This is a genomic window from Hymenobacter ruber (genome assembly GCF_054783255.1).
Genome location: NZ_BAAGQX010000004.1, coordinates 1708458 through 1723215, shown reverse-complemented (window position 1 = coordinate 1723215; position 14758 = coordinate 1708458). Strand labels below are relative to the sequence as shown.

At 60.2% G+C, this 14758-nt stretch carries 13 protein-coding genes; 1 reads left to right on the top strand and 12 read right to left on the bottom strand.

Going from position 1 to position 14758, the window contains the following annotated elements:
• Positions 1–19 precede the first annotated feature (19 nt).
• The 8 genes from hisF to rpe form a co-directional block, all read right to left on the bottom strand.
• Positions 20–775, bottom strand: coding sequence for an imidazole glycerol phosphate synthase subunit HisF (gene hisF / locus ACYVM5_RS17895; RefSeq protein WP_460619460.1), 756 nt, complete (start codon positions 773–775; stop codon positions 20–22).
• A gap of 40 nt (positions 776–815) precedes the next feature.
• Positions 816–1532: a 1-(5-phosphoribosyl)-5-[(5-phosphoribosylamino)methylideneamino]imidazole-4-carboxamide isomerase gene (gene hisA, locus ACYVM5_RS17890; protein WP_460619458.1), complete on the bottom strand. Its 717-nt coding sequence runs from the start codon at positions 1530–1532 to the stop codon at positions 816–818.
• A 32-nt stretch (positions 1533–1564) separates the two neighbouring features.
• Complete coding sequence (gene hisH, locus ACYVM5_RS17885) at positions 1565–2152, bottom strand: imidazole glycerol phosphate synthase subunit HisH (RefSeq protein WP_460620198.1); 588 nt, start codon at positions 2150–2152, stop codon at positions 1565–1567.
• A 75-nt stretch (positions 2153–2227) separates the two neighbouring features.
• On the bottom strand, positions 2228–3334 hold the full coding sequence (gene hisB / locus ACYVM5_RS17880; RefSeq protein ID WP_460619457.1) for a bifunctional histidinol-phosphatase/imidazoleglycerol-phosphate dehydratase HisB: 1107 nt from the start codon (positions 3332–3334) through the stop codon (positions 2228–2230).
• Between the two features lie 51 nt (positions 3335–3385).
• Entirely contained in the window at positions 3386–5791 is a 2406-nt protein-coding gene (gene hisD / locus ACYVM5_RS17875; protein ID WP_460619456.1) for a histidinol dehydrogenase, read from the bottom strand.
• 11 nt (positions 5792–5802) lie between these two features.
• Entirely contained in the window at positions 5803–6654 is an 852-nt protein-coding gene (gene hisG, locus ACYVM5_RS17870; protein WP_460619454.1) for an ATP phosphoribosyltransferase, read from the bottom strand.
• A gap of 447 nt (positions 6655–7101) precedes the next feature.
• On the bottom strand, positions 7102–9705 hold the full coding sequence (locus ACYVM5_RS17865) for a TonB-dependent receptor (RefSeq protein ID WP_460619453.1): 2604 nt from the start codon (positions 9703–9705) through the stop codon (positions 7102–7104).
• A gap of 27 nt (positions 9706–9732) precedes the next feature.
• Positions 9733–10446, bottom strand: a complete 714-nt coding sequence (rpe, locus tag ACYVM5_RS17860) for a ribulose-phosphate 3-epimerase (RefSeq protein ID WP_460619451.1) — start codon at positions 10444–10446, stop codon at positions 9733–9735.
• 135 nt (positions 10447–10581) lie between these two features.
• Here rpe and ACYVM5_RS17855 point away from each other — a divergent pair, with 135 nt between their 5' ends.
• Positions 10582–11178, top strand: a complete 597-nt coding sequence (locus tag ACYVM5_RS17855; protein WP_460619450.1) for a hypothetical protein — start codon at positions 10582–10584, stop codon at positions 11176–11178.
• A gap of 86 nt (positions 11179–11264) precedes the next feature.
• Here ACYVM5_RS17855 and trmB read toward each other — a convergent pair whose 3' ends face one another.
• The 4 genes from trmB to ACYVM5_RS17835 form a co-directional block, all read right to left on the bottom strand.
• Entirely contained in the window at positions 11265–11930 is a 666-nt protein-coding gene (trmB, locus tag ACYVM5_RS17850; RefSeq protein WP_460619448.1) for a tRNA (guanine(46)-N(7))-methyltransferase TrmB, read from the bottom strand.
• 42 nt (positions 11931–11972) lie between these two features.
• Positions 11973–13286 carry a bifunctional folylpolyglutamate synthase/dihydrofolate synthase gene (locus tag ACYVM5_RS17845; RefSeq protein WP_460619447.1) on the bottom strand — a complete coding sequence of 438 codons (1314 nt, stop codon included), beginning with the start codon at positions 13284–13286 and terminating at the stop codon, positions 11973–11975.
• Between the two features lie 114 nt (positions 13287–13400).
• Entirely contained in the window at positions 13401–14285 is an 885-nt protein-coding gene (locus ACYVM5_RS17840; protein WP_460619446.1) for a hypothetical protein, read from the bottom strand.
• 33 nt (positions 14286–14318) lie between these two features.
• A complete protein-coding gene (locus tag ACYVM5_RS17835) occupies positions 14319–14738 on the bottom strand; it encodes an ExbD/TolR family protein (RefSeq protein ID WP_198068443.1) in 420 nt (139 codons plus the stop codon).
• Positions 14739–14758 lie beyond the last annotated feature (20 nt).

Below are 14758 nucleotides of genomic sequence, written 5' to 3'. Positions count from 1 at the left end.
AAAATAAGGAAACCCAGCCTTACAGGCGGACGGCAATACCGGCGGTATGCAAATACTGTTTAAGCGCAGGCAAAGCAGTTTCGTTGAAATGGAAAATACTGGCTGCCAAAGCTGCATCGGCTCCACCAGCTTCAAATACGGCCGTAAAGTCCGACGGCTGACCGGCACCACCCGAGGCAATAACGGGCACAGATACCGCGTCAGCAACCGCCCGGGTTAGCTCCAGGGCAAAACCAGCCTTGGTACCATCATGGCTCATAGAGGTGAGCAGGAGTTCGCCAGCGCCTAAATCGGCGGCCTCACGACACCAATCGACCGCCTGCCGGCCGGTGGGCGTAGTGCCAGCCCGGGTCATTACCTGCCACTCTCCTTCCATCAGGCGGGCATCGACGGCTACGACGACGCACTGGGAGCCAAAACGACGGGCCAAATCCGAGATGAAAGCGGGACGCGCGAGGGCAGCCGAATTAATGGACACTTTGTCGGCGCCACTCAGCAGCAGGGCCTCCACATCGGCTACGGTGCTGATGCCACCGCCTACGGTGAAGGGGATGTCCAATACGCGGGCTACGTCGCGCACAAGTTCTGTAAGGGGCTGGCGCCGTTGATTGGTAGCCGTGATATCAAGAAACACCAATTCGTCGGCCCCCTCAAGGGCATACCGGGCGGCCAGGGCCACCGGGTCGCCGGCATCGCGCAGGCCCTCAAATTGAATGCCCTTGACGGTGCGGCCGTCGCGCACGTCCAAGCAGGGAATAAGTCTTTTCTTAACCACAATGAATACCGTTTAGAGAAAACCTAGCGGATAAAGTTTATTACAGAAACCGTTGCAAATCAGCCAAGGCAATGGTGCCCTCATACAGCGCCTTGCCAATGATGGCCCCGTGCATGCCGGCCTCGGCCAGCTGCTCCAGGTCGGTGATGGTGGTGACCCCACCGCTGGCAATAAAACGTGCCGTGGGGAACTGCTGCACCAGCAAACGGTAAGCGGGCAGCGAAGGTCCTTGCAGGAGCCCGTCCTTGCTTACATCGGTGCAAATAAACGTGTTAGCGCCGGCAGCCAGGTATTCGGTGATAAAACCGGTCAGCGTCAAATCACTCTGGTCGGCCCAGGCATTGATGACAATGTGCTGGTCCTTATAATCAGCACCCAGGAAAATAGTATCAGCACCGTACTGCGCCAGCCAGGCCTGCACGGTGGCGGGCTCGCGTACGGCCAGGCTGCCGGCCGTGGCGTGGGCCGCGCCCGCAGCCAAAACCTGGGTCAGCGCTGCTTCGGTTTGAATACCACCACCCGCATCAATATCGAGATTGGTCTGGCGGGCAATGGCCTCCAGCACGGCAAGATTGACCGGGTGGCCAGCGCGGGCTCCGTCGAGGTCAACCAGATGCAGGCGACGCAAACCCGCATCGGCAAAACGCTGAGCCACGGCGACGGGGTCGGCGTTATAAGTAGTTTGCCGGGCAAAGTCGCCGGCGCTCAGCCGCACGCATTGGCCGTTGATAAGGTCGATAGCTGGAATGATTTCCACTGGGTGTCAGATTTCGTGATGTATGGCGCTGACTAAAGCGCGAGGAAATTGGCAAGAATGCGGGTGCCCACCGGCCCACTTTTCTCAGTGTGGAACTGCACGCCGTAGAAGTTTTTGTGTTGCACGGCCGCACTGAATGGGCCGGGGTGAGCAGCTTGCGCGATGGTATAAGAACCCACGGGCGCATAATAGCTGTGTACGAAGTAGACATGGTCGGCCTCAGTGAGGCCCTTCAACAATGGCCCTTGTAATGCCTGGAGGTTATTCCAACCCATGTGCGGGACTTTGTGAGTAGCATCGGGGGCGAAACGCTGCACCTTGAACGGTAGCAGGCCGAGCATGGCAGTATCGTTCTCTTCGCTATGTGTGCCGAGCAGCTGCATCCCCAGGCAGATGCCCAGGAACGGCTGGGTTAGGGTGGGCAAAATGAGGTCAAGACCGGACTCTCGGAGTGCCTGCATAGCCGATGAGGCTTCGCCTTCCCCTGGGAAAAGCACCTTATCGGCGCGTTGCAATACTTCAGGGTCGGCAGTCAGGGTAGCTTGTGCGCCCAGTCTTTCAAGGGCAAAAAGCACAGACTGCACATTGCCTCCTTTGTAATCTACTACTGCAATCTCCATCGCCAATCTTATTAACCCAAATGAATAATACACATTATTCATTTGGGTATTACACATAAACCAAATAATATCTTGCTATAAAATGCCCTTGGTGCTGGGTATAGCCGCCGATTCATCGCGTTGCAGCGCCATCTTGATAGCCTTGGCCACAGCCTTGAAAATGGCTTCGATTTTATGGTGCTCGTTGTCGCCCCGGCAGGAAATGTTGAGGGTTGCTCGCGCATTGTCGGTAAAGGACTTGAAGAAATGGAAGAACAACTCCGTGGGTAAGTCCCCTACCCGCTCACGCTTGAATTCGGCATCCCATACCAGCCAAGGCCGCCCGGAGAAGTCGATGGCTGCCTGCGCAAGGGCTTCATCCATTGGCAGGAGAAAGCCGTAACGGGCAAGACCTCGCTTGTCGCCCAGGGCCTGGGAGAAGGCAGTACCCAAAGCGAGGGCTGTGTCCTCCACCGTGTGGTGCTCATCGATATGCAAATCCCCTTTTACACTTATGTGCAAATCAACACCACTGTGGCGGCCCAACTGTTCCAGCATGTGGTCGAAAAAGCCCAGGCCGGTGTGAATATGAGTCTGGCCAGTGCCATCCAGATTTAAGCGGATAGCAATCTGGGTTTCGTTGGTGTTGCGCTCGATAACGGCCACGCGGGCCGGGTAACGCAGGAAACGGTAAATGGCATCCCAACTCGTGGTGGTGAGGGCGGCGCGGGAGTCGGGCTCCTCTCCTATCAGAATGGCTTGGCTACCGAGATTCTCTGCGAGCTGAACGTCGGTGAGCCGGTCGCCGATAACATAAGAGTTGGGCAGGTCATATTCGTTTGCAGGGTCGAGGTACTGACCGAGCAGGCCCGTGCCGGGCTTGCGGGTGGGCAGGCCTTCGTGTGGAAAGCTCCGGTCAACGTGCTCAGCAGCGAAATGCACGCCTTCGTTGGCAAGTATATCGCGCATCAGCTGATGAGCCGGCCAGAAAGTTTCCTCCGGGAAGCTCGCCGTGCCCAGCCCATCCTGGTTGGTGACGAGCACCAGCTCGTACTCGGGTAAATCGCGGGCAATGCGTGCCAGCGCGCTGATGGCCCCGGGCAAAAACTGAAACTTGTCAGGCGTGAGGCCATCTATTTGCTGGCTGGGCTGCGGCTCTACGAGAATGGTGCCGTCGCGGTCGATGAAAAGGGCCTTTTTCAACTCAATAGAAATAACGAAGTGCGAGAAAGCCGGGACTAGCCCGGTAATTTATTAGATGTGGGACGCGGCAACTGAAGCTTGTGTTTCTGCCCCGATTTCAGCCAGCGCCTGCACAAGCTGCCGGTTTTCGGCCGCAGTTCCTACCGTAAGACGAAGGCAGCCGGCGCAGCCGGGCTGAGTCGTGCGGTTACGCACCACGATACCCCTGCGACGAAGCTGGTCGTACACGGCGGTAGCATCGGCGTTAAAGCGCACCAACAGAAAGTTGGCATCGGAGGGAAAAATATGCTCCACCATGGCTACTTGCTTCAACTGCTCAACAAGCCAACGACGACCTTCCAACAATTCCGCCCGCATTTCGGGCAGGCGCGGCGCGGCCGCCAGCGCAGCTAGCGCATGCTGCTGGGTGGCAGCAGAGATATTGTACGGGGCCTTGATTTTATCGAGATAGGCAATGAGCTGTGCCGACGCATACGCCACGCCCAGTCTCAAACCGGCCAAGCCCCAGGCTTTGGAAAAAGTCTGCATGACCACCAGCCGCGGGAATTCGGCCAGGCGCGTAATCCAGCTGGGGGCATCGGCAAAATCAGCGTAAGCTTCGTCGACAACGACCAGGCCACGGAAGCTGCGCAGAATAGTTTCAAGGGCTTCCTGAGCCAGCAGATTGCCGGTGGGGTTGTTCGGCGAACACAGGAAAACCAGCTTGGCATTGGAAGCGGCTAGTTTTTCAGCGGTATCGGCGGGGAGCTGAAAATTGGCAGTCAGCGGCAGGCGCTCTACGCGCACGTCGTTGAGGTTGGCGGCCACTTCGTACATGCCGTAGGTGGGCGGGCAGATGACGATGCTGTCCTGGCCCGGCGAGCAGGTGAGACGCACGAGCAGGTCGATAGCTTCGTCGGAGCCGTTGCCGAGGAAAATCTGGTTTGGCTGCACGTCTTTGAGGCGAGCTAAATCGGCCTTGATGGCGCGCTGGTGCGGGTCGGGGTAGCGGCTAAAATCGTCCGGGCCCACAGAACCCAGGCTGTTTTCGTTGGCATCAAGCATGACCGGGGCCATGCCCTCAAACTCGTCGCGGGCCGAGGAATATGGCTGCATCCGCTCCACGCTGGGGCGGATGAGGCCGGCATAGGGGTTTGTAGACGCTGAAGCTTCTGTTGGGGAAGCATTAGCATTCAGCACATCCAGTCGCAGGGTTACGGCCCGGGCGTGCGCGGCCAAACCTTCGGCTTCGGCCATGGTTTCTACCACCGGGCCGATGGCCTGCAAGCCCTGGGCCGACAGCCGCTGGAAGGTGATTTTTTTGACGAACGAATCGAGCGACACGCCGCTGTACTGGCGGGCGTAGCCGCTGGTCGGCAGCGTGTGGTTGGTGCCGGAAGCGTAGTCCCCCACCGCTTCGGGCGTGAGATGGCCTAGGAAAACGGAGCCCGCATTGGTGACTAGGGCGGCCAGCGCATCAGCGTTGTCGGTAGCCAGGATAAGGTGTTCGGGCGCGTACTGGTTGGAGAACTCCAGCATGCTGTTAGCATCCGGCAACAGAATGGCGCGGCTGCTTTCAAGGGCCTGAGCGGCCACGTCGCGCCGGGGCAGCAGGCTTAGCTGGCGGGCCACTTCGGCCTGCACCTGCTCCAGCACCACGCTGGAATCGCTGAGCACCACCACTTGCGAATCGGGGCCATGCTCGGCCTGCGACAGTAAATCGGCGGCAACAAAAGCAGGGTTGGCGCTGGCATCGGCAATGATTAACACTTCCGAAGGGCCGGCAGGCATATCGATGGCAACCCCGAATTCGGCGGCGGCCAATTGCTTGGCGGCAGTTACGTAGCGGTTGCCGGGGCCAAAGATTTTATCCACGGCGGGCACGGTGGCAGAACCCAAGGACAGCGACGCCACGGCTTGCGCCCCGCCAGCTTTCACTACTTTATCAATGCCCAGCAGCTGCGCCACAAATAGGATAACCGGGCTCACCGAGCCGTCGGCCTGCGGCGGCGTGCACACCACCACCTCGGGGCAGCCGGCCAGCCGGGCTGGCACACCCAACATCAGCAGCGTGCTAAACAATGGAGCCGAGCCGCCGGGCACATATAAACCCACGCGCTGCACCGGTACCGCCCGGCGTGAGCACACCACGCCCGGCATAGTTTCTACCCGCAATTCGGGCTCGCGCTGGGCAGCGTGAAAGGCTTCAATGTTAGTTTTGGCCTGGCGGATGGCCGTTTGCAAATCGGCCGGCACCTGAGCAACTGCGGCAGCAAACTCGGCTTCGGAAACCAGCAAATTGCTTAGCTGGGCTTTGTCTAATTCGGCAGCTAAGGTTAGCAGTGCGGCATCGCCACCGGCGCGTACCTGCTCGAAAATAGCCCGGACGCGGGCGGCTACCTGAGGCGCTTCGGCGGCAGCCGGACGCTCCTGGAGCGCGGGCCAGGTGCTGGGGTCGGGATAGGAATAGAGCTGCATGGCGAACCGGGCTAGGCAATCATCTTTTCAATCGGCAGCACGAGAATGCCCTCCGCACCCACGGCTTTGAGCTGGCTGGTGATGTGCCAGAACTCGTCCTCCTGCACCACCGACTGCACCGACACCCACCCAGCCTCGGCCAGCGGCGTGACGGTAGGCGACTTGATGCCCGGCAGCAACCGCCGCACTTCCTCAAGGGACGAGATGGGCGCATTGAGCAAAATGTACTTGCTGCGCTTGGCGCGCCGCACGGCCTGCATGCGGAACTGGAGCTGCTCCAGCAGGTCCTGCTGCTCGGCCGTGAGGTTGGGCTGAGCAATGAGGACGGCTTCGGAGCGGAAGACGGTTTCGACTTCACGCAGGCCATTGCCCAGCAAGGTGGAGCCGCTGCTCACGATGTCGCAGATGGCCTCAGCCAGGCCGATGCTGGGCGCGATTTCGACCGAGCCGCTGATGGTATGCAGGTTGGCTTGAACCCCTTGCTCGGCCAGGTAGCGGCCGAGGATATTGGGGTATGAGGTGGCGATATTCTTGCCCTGCAGCGCCTCAATCGACGGATAGGCATCAGCGCGGGGCACGGCCAGGCTCAGCCGGCACTTACTGAAACCCAAGGTTTCGACTTCGAGGTTGGGGTAGCCGGCTTCCACCAGCACGTTCTGGCCCACAATGCCGAGGTCGGCTACGCCGTCCTTCACGTAGCCGGGGATGTCATCGTCGCGCAGAAACAGAATTTCGAGCGGAAAATTGGTGGCTTCCGTTTTGAGCTTGTAGGACGTGCTCAGGAAATTGATGCCGCACTCGCGGATAAGGGCAAGGGAGTCCTCGCTCAGACGGCCGGACTTTTGAATAGCTAAACGGAGCATGAAATAGGGTAACTAGCGGGCGCGGCCCCGACGGGGCACAAGCATTGGATATAGCCCTAACGCAATTTTGATGGCGTATGGCTGAATTTCCCGCAAAGTGAAATGGTGAAGCCCGGGGCACGCACCCCGAACGCGGCGGTGGAGACTCGGGCAACCGGTGCTAAGCTAGCACCCGGCACACAACCCGGCCTCCCACAGATGGTGGTGATGATAACCGTGGCCCACAACAGCCCAGCTGCCAGCCGAAGCGGGAAGCGAAACCAGTGAAAACGAGAAGGCGAAGGCGGTCATTGCGGCTGCAAAGGTAATTCGGAATGCCAAACGGGCAAGCTGGGGTAAAGGTTTCGACGGTAGCGCGGACGTTGTAGTCCGCGTGTCCCCACACCGTTAGAATCGTTCGGATATCATTCGCGAACGCGGACTACAACGTCCGCGCTACTTCGAGCGCTAGAAGCGCGCAATCAGGCGCAGGTTCACAATGCGCTGCGACAGGTAGTTGGGCACCGAATACGTCACGCCGTTCACATCCTGCAGGTAGCTGTAGCCGGCCACGTTGTTGGCGGCAAACACGTTCAGGATTTCCAGGCCCAGCCAGAGGCTTTCGAAGCTGTAGAAATGGGCTTTGGGGGCGTTGTTGTTTTTCAGGCCCACTACTTTAGAGAAGCCCAAATCGACGCGGTTGTAGCTGCGGGTGAGGTCGGCGGTGCCGCGCAGGTCGGGCAGGTTGGGCGGGCTGAACGGCAGGCCCGTGCCGAACACGAAGTTGACGTAGCCGCGTACCGACGGGTTATTCGGCAGGTGGTCCTGGAAGAAGATGCCCACGTTCAGGCGCTGGTCCTGCGGCCGGCGGATATAGCCCTTGGGCTCGCGGCCGGTCACTTTGCCGTTGGCATCGACCACGTTCATGGAGTCGCCGTCCACGTTTTCGCGGGTCGTGAGCACGCCGAGGCTGAACCAGGACTCGGCCCCTTTCACAAACTCGCCGCTGATGCGGGAGTCGAAACCAGCGGCGTAAGCGCGGGCGTTGTTCTTGGCGAAATAGCGCAGGCGCACGTTGTCCACGTCGTAGGGCACCACATCGGTGAGGTATTTGTAGTAAGCTTCGGCCGAGAATTTGAAGGGCCGCCCGTACTGCTGGAAGCTGATTTCCTTGCCCACGATGAAGTGGTAGGACTTCTGGGCGCGCAGCTCCACGTTCAGGTTGGCGGTTTGAATCAGGGGCTGGCTGGGGTCGGTGCGGTCGCCGGCCTGGTTGCGCAGCTCGCGGTAGAACGGCGGCTGGTAGTACACGCCCACGGCCGCCTTGAAGGAGCGGTTGGGGTGCGAGCGGCTGATTTGCGAAAACTGCACCCGCGGGCTGATAACCAGCTGGCCGTTGGTGGTCCAGTAGTGCGCCCGCGCCCCGTAGGTGAGCGTGGTGAGCGAATCGAGGTTCCAGGTATCCTGCACGAAGCCCTGGGTGCGGGTGCTTTCCAGGCTCAAATCCGACAGCAGCCGGGTCCGGCGAGCATCGGGCACGAAATCGGCCGAGTCGGCGAAGCTGTACTCGTCGAGCCTATCAGTGATTTTTTCGCGGCCGATTTTAGCGCCCCAGCGCACGGTGTGGTTGGCGGCGGGCGTCCAGCGGCCCCGGGTTTCGGCGGTGAATATCCGGGCCGTGAGGTTGTTGCGCGAGTGCTTGAACTGCGAGCCAATGTCGCGCTGGCGCACGGCCTGGTTGAAATCGGGCGAGTTGGGGTCGCGGTTGATTTCGGCGAAGGTGTAAGCCGCTTCCACGTCGCGGTACTCGAACTCCCGCGACACCAGGGCCGAGCCCAGCAGCTCCATCTGGAGCTTCGAGGAGAAGTCGTGCTTCAGGTTCAGGCCCGTCTGGTAGGTGTCGAACTGCATTCGCTCGCGGCCATCGTAGGCGATGAATACGCGGGTAAACTGGTTGGTCCCGGTCGAGAACGTGGCCTGGCCGGTTTCGGGCGAGAAGCGGTAGTCGTTGTGCGCTACCACGCCGAGCAGGCCCAGCGTGGTGCGCTGCATGTCCTCCTTCTTGCCTAAGCCGATATTAACGAAGGCCTGCGCATCATAGAAAGTGGGGTTGTAGCCGCCCTGCGCCTGTTTCAGCGAGCTCAGCACGTACTGCGCATTCTTGTAGCGCACGCCGGCCAGGTAGCTTACGCGGCCATTGGCCGAGCGGGCTTCGGCATGGGCCGCGCCGCCCACCAGACTGGCCGTGAGCGTGGCCGCGAACTTCTCGGGTGTCTTATAATCCACGCTCAGCACCGAGGCCAGTTTATCGCCGTACTTCGGCTGCCAGCCGCCGCTGCTGAACTCCACCTGCTTCACCAAATCGGGATTGATAAAGCTCAAACCCTCCTGCTGGGCCGAGGTGACGAGAAACGGTCGGTAAATCTCGAAGCCGTTGACGTACACCAGGTTTTCGTCGTAGTTGCCGCCCCGTACGTTGTAAGTGCTGCTCAGCTCGTTATTCGACACTACGCCGGGGAGAGTCTTGAGAATGGCGTTGAAATCCCCAAACGGCGAGGGAAGCTCTTTGGCCGAGCGCGGGTCGATGCGCGTGATGCTGACCTGCTCGCGGGTATCGGCCTGGTCGGAACGGCCCGTGACGCGCACGTTGCTCAGCGCCTTGGTATCGAGGCGCATGATTAAGCGCAAAGGCGTACCCGCATCGGCGGGCAGCCGGAGCGGCTGCCGCAGCGTGATAAACCCCAGGCGGCGCACCACCAGTACCACATTCTGGCCCGCGGCCGGCACCCGAACGGGCAGCGTAAACGTGCCGTCGGCGTTGGTATTGGTGCCGCCGGGCTGGCCCTCCACTCCCACCGCCGCCAGCTCCAGCGGCTGTCCGCTGGCATCGCGCAGCGTGCCCGTGAGGGTTACCTGCGTGCCCGGCGTTGTTTGCTCCGAGTTGCTAGCCTGCGCCTGCACCGTAATTACGGACAATGGCCCCAGGGCCATACCGCCCAGCAACAGCAGGCGGCACTCAACTTTCCTAATAACTGGCACTGATGGCAACGACAAGGTAGCGGGTTGTTTCACGGGGCTAAAAACGAGCAGACGGCTTAACTATTGCCGACGACCGGCCGCCACTGCATCCATTTCCAGCCCGGCCAGGTGGTCGCGCAGGCGGGCCAGCGTAGCCACCGGCCCTTCAGGCGCGCTAAACACGAAGTTGCCCGCCACCAGTACATCGGCCCCGGCTTCGACGAGTGGGCCGGCGTTGTCCATGTTTACGCCGCCATCCACTTCAATCAACGCATCCGAGCCCGTATCAACCAGCAGCTCCTTCAGCATGGCCACTTTTTTCAGCGTGTTCGGAATGAAGGCCTGCCCACCGAAGCCGGGGTTCACCGACATCACCAGCACCACGTCGAGGTCGGCCGCGATGTCTTCGAGCAGCGACACGGGCGTGGCCGGGTTCAGAGCCACGCCGGCCCGGCAGCCCAGCTGCTTGATTTGCTGCACCACGCGGTGCAGGTGCGGGCAGGCTTCGTAATGCACCGTGATGCTGCTGGCCCCCGCGTCACGGAAAGCGGAGAGGTAATGCTGTGGCTCCTCAATCATCAGGTGCACATCGATGGGTTGCTTGGCGTAGCGGGCCACGGCTTGCAGCACGGGCAGGCCAAACGAAATATTGGGTACGAACCGGCCGTCCATCACGTCGAAGTGCAGCCAGTCGGCGGCGCTGCTGGCCAGCCGCTCGGTTTCGGCTTGCAGGTTGGCCAGGTCGGCGGCCAGAAACGAGGGAGCCAGCAAGGGCGTGCGGCGGGATGCATTCATGGCAGCGAAGATACGGAGGCCGCGCACTCCTCATGTAATGGCTGACTACGGCGGCGGCTCTACTTTTGCACTGGCCCGCCCGCTTTTCGGCCGGCTACGGTTCAACGGCAGCTTTGCCTCACTTTACTTCTCCTCGTGCCTCACCTCGCCCCTCTCCTTATTCGCGGCATCAACAACCTTTCCGATGCCCGCTACTGCGCCGGTATGGGTGCCGATAAACTAACCTTTGTTCTCGACCCCGCCCTGCCCGGGCACCTAGATACCAAGAGTGTGAAAGAGCTGGCGGGTTGGATTGCCGGAGTTGAACTAATAGGTGAGTTTGACCAACTCAGCGCGGCTGAAATCAATGCGATATCAGCTGAGTGTGGCTTGGATGCTATTCTGCTGCGCACACCACGAACCGACGAAGAGTTAGCCGAAATCGCCCCACCTGTGTACTTGGAGCTAACGACGGATTCCGCTGGGCTGGTCAAGCCCCTGCCCGCTTCGCCCATCGGTTTCGTGCTGGAATTGTCAGTCCCCGAAACGCAGGAAACCCTCGCAATTCTGCAACAAATCAGCGCGAACAACCCATTGTGGCTTGGCCCCGGCCTACATCCTGACCACGCCCGCGCCTTAGCCACTTCCCTCCCATTGGCCGGCTTGGTTTTCCCATCGGGCGACGAAGTGAAACCGGGTTTGCGCGATTTTGACCAGCTTGAAGCCGTATTTGAGGCCTTGGAAACCGAATAATTTCGCCTGCTTTTGCAAACGAAGCGCCCCCGCAGCACCGATTTGAAATGGTGCTGCGGGGGCGCTTCGCTTGGCGGCAAGTCGGTTTACGTCAGCCGAAACTGCACATACTTAATTGGAACACCAATAGCGCGGTATTTTCCTTCAAAATTGGTTTGGATAGCTTGGGCTTCGGCGAATTCCGGAGCCGTCTCCGCGTACAAATTCCGCGTAAACCGCTCCACAGTGGTACCGGAGCGGGCAGCCAGTGTTTCGAGCGTGTACTCGAAAAGGCCCTCATTATCAGTCTTCAAGTGCAGCAAACCGCCCGGAGTTAACAATTGTTCGTACAGCCCGAGGAAGCGCGGCGATGTCAACCGGCGCTTAATGTCGCGGTCGCGGGGTCGCGGGTCGGGGAAAGTAATCCAGATTTCATCCAGCTCGCCGGGGCCAAACTGCGCGGCCAGCGCTTCGGCCCGCATCCGCACGAATCCGACATTTGTAAGGCCCATCTCAGCGGCGCGGGTGCTACCCCGCCAGATGCGCTCGCCTTTAATGTCAAGGCCCAGAAAGTTGCGGCCGGGATGGCGCTGGGCCAGCCCCACGGTGTATTCGCCTTTGCCACAGCCTACTTCCAGCGTCAGCGGGTGGGGCTCGCGAAAAAAATCGGTACGCCAGCGGCCACCCAGTTGTTCGTATTCGGGTTTGCCCGGCTCAATGATGTCGGGACGGGTGGCGTTGTCGGTAAAACGCTGAAGCTTAACTCGGGGCAAATCAGTAGGAATGTGTTGTTGTACAAAGGTAAAGCGGGCCGCTCAGGTCGTGGCGTAAAGCTCTTCCACTTCGGCCACTACGAAAGTGCTGCCGCCAATGAAAACCACGTCATCGGGACTGGCAGCCTTGCGGGCCGCTGCTACTGCCGCCGCTACCGAGTCGTAGGCTTGGCCATGCAGGCCCAGCTCCACTCCTTGCGCAGTCAACTCGCCGGCGGGCAAGGCCCGGGGGATATTAGCCGCACAGAAGTAATAAATGCCCTCCTTCGGCAACAGGGCCAACATGGAAGCCACATCCTTATCGTTTACGGTACCGATAACCAAATGTAAACGCTCATGCGGAAGCCGCTGTAACTGAGTCATTACAGCTTTAAGGCCAGCCGAATTATGCCCCGTATCACACACCACCAGCGGCTGGCGGCCAATGATGCTCCACCGGCCTCGCAGCCCCGTCAGGCTTGTTACCTGCCGCAGGCCGGCCCGCACGGCCGCCTCCGTAATGCGGAAGCCCTGGGCGCGTAGCTCATCCAGCGTAGCCAGCACACCGGGCAAGTTGAATTGCTGGTAGTCGCCGGGCAGGCCCAACTCAGCGTTGGGAAGGTATGGCCGGCCATGCTGACTGATTCTTAACGGGCGCAGGCCGGTTTCAAGGGATGGCTCCGCGGCAAACGTTGCCTGGTAAATTTGGTCGGCAAAAACGAGGTGCGCGAGCTTTGCAGCGGCTTCGTTCCGAAATACATCCGCTACTTCGGGCTGGCTTTGGCTTACCACAACTGGTACGCCGGGCTTGATAATGCCGGCTTTCTCCCCCGCAATTTCGGGCAATGTATTGCCCAAAAGCGCCTGGTGGTCGAAACTGATATTGGTAATGAGCGACACCAGCGGCGTGATGATGTTCGTGGAATCGAACCGGCCGCCCAGGCCTACTTCCACAATGGCAATGTCCACGCGTTGCTGGGCGAAGTAGTCGAACGCCAGCGCCACGCACATCTCAAAAAAAGATGGCTTGACTTCTTCAAACAACGGCCGCCAACGGGCTACCCACTCCACCAGATACGCCGGAGTCAGCTCCTGCCCGTTCACCCGAATGCGCTCCGTGAACTCGCGCAAGTGGGGCGAGGTGTACAGGCCAACCTTGTAGCCCGCCGCTTGAAGCACCGCCGCCAGCAGGTGCGAGCTGCTGCCCTTGCCATTGGTGCCGGCCACGTGCACACTCCGGAATTTCCGCTCCGGGTGCCCCAGCGTCTCGGCCAGAGCCAGGGTATTGCCGAGGCCTTTTTTAAAGCCCGCTGCGCCCACCCGCTGAAACATGGGCAGTTGCTCGTAGAGGTAAGTAAGGGTTTCTTGATAAGTCACGAGACTGCGAAAACAGGGAGAAAGCACAAATTAACGGCATTTCGCCCTTATGCCCACGAAAAAGCCCCACCGCCTGCGAACAGACGATGGGGCTTGCAATGGCCTTCGGGCAAGCTATTTGACCGAGAATTTGAACGTGTAAAAACCCGTTGCACCGCCAGGAGCCGAATTGGTTTTGATGAAGTTGGTGTCGAGCAGCTTGTCGCGGCACAGCTTTTCCTGGGCCGGCGACACGTTCCCCGAAACCTTGGTTACCGATTCTACTTCGCCATCGGCCGTAATCTTGATTTTGAAGCGAATCACACCCGAATTGTCGTCCACCGACTCAACTACGGGCTTGCTCTCGAAGCGCCAGCCGCTCATTTCGAGACCGCCGCTTCCCGGGCTGCTGCCGCTGCCACCCCGGCCGGAAGCACCATAGAGCGCCGTAGCATCGAGCGTACCATTCGGGTCGCCCTGGTCGCCCACGGTGCCGGGATGGTCGCCGTTGTTGTTGCCTGTGGGGGCATTGCTGGTGCCGTTCACACCGTTGCCGCCGCCAGTGGCGCTGCCCTTGGGGGCGAAGGTCACGGCTACTTTGCGGGGTACTTTTGGTGCGGCTTTTACCTCTTCCTTCGGTGGCGCGGGCGTTTCAACCGGGGCGGCCGATACGGGACTTTCCTCAGCCTCGCTGGTAATTATCTTTTCCTGCGAGGGCGGCGTGGGGTCGGGCGTGGCCACGGCCACGGGGCGCGGCTGCGGGTCGGGACTGGCCTGGGGCGGGCGGCTGTCCTCGCGGTTGGGCGAGTTGTTGGCCGTGGCCATGCTCTGCACGTTGCCAGAGCCGGCTTCGTCGAGGCCGTAGTTCAGTTCCACGCCATCGCCGCCGCCCAGCGGGGCCAGCGGCGGGTTTGGGCCTTTAAAAACCGAGAAGATAAACAGCAGCAACAGCACCCCGTGAACTACCAGGGTGCCAATCAGGCCTTCGCGGCGGTGCGGTTCTTGATAGTCAATAGCCATGATGCAGTGTACGCTTAACCAGCTAAAAACGGCTTATTTGCCGGCCGCCTGCTGGGCCTGGGTGGCCATCACCATTTTCAGCTTGAGCCGGTTGCCAATCTCTAAAATGTCAACCAGCTTCTGAACGTTCAATGAGGCATCGACGCGCAGCACGACGGTGGGCTGCTCGGTGGTTGGGGCGTTGCCCACCAGAGCCACCAATTCGGGCTCCACGTTGGCGGGCGCCACGGGCTTTTTGTTGACGAAGTATTGCCCGGCCGCATCCACCGAAATGGTGATGGGCTGCTTCATCACCTGCTTGCTCGATTTAGCATTCGGCAGCAACAGCTTAATTACGTTGGGGTTAACCAGCGTCGAAGCAATCAGAAAGAACAACATCAGGAAGAACATGATGTCGTTCATGGCCCCGGTTTCGACGTGCGACGTGAGGCGATGACGGCGGGAAAGATTCATTCTTTTTCAATGAAGAATGA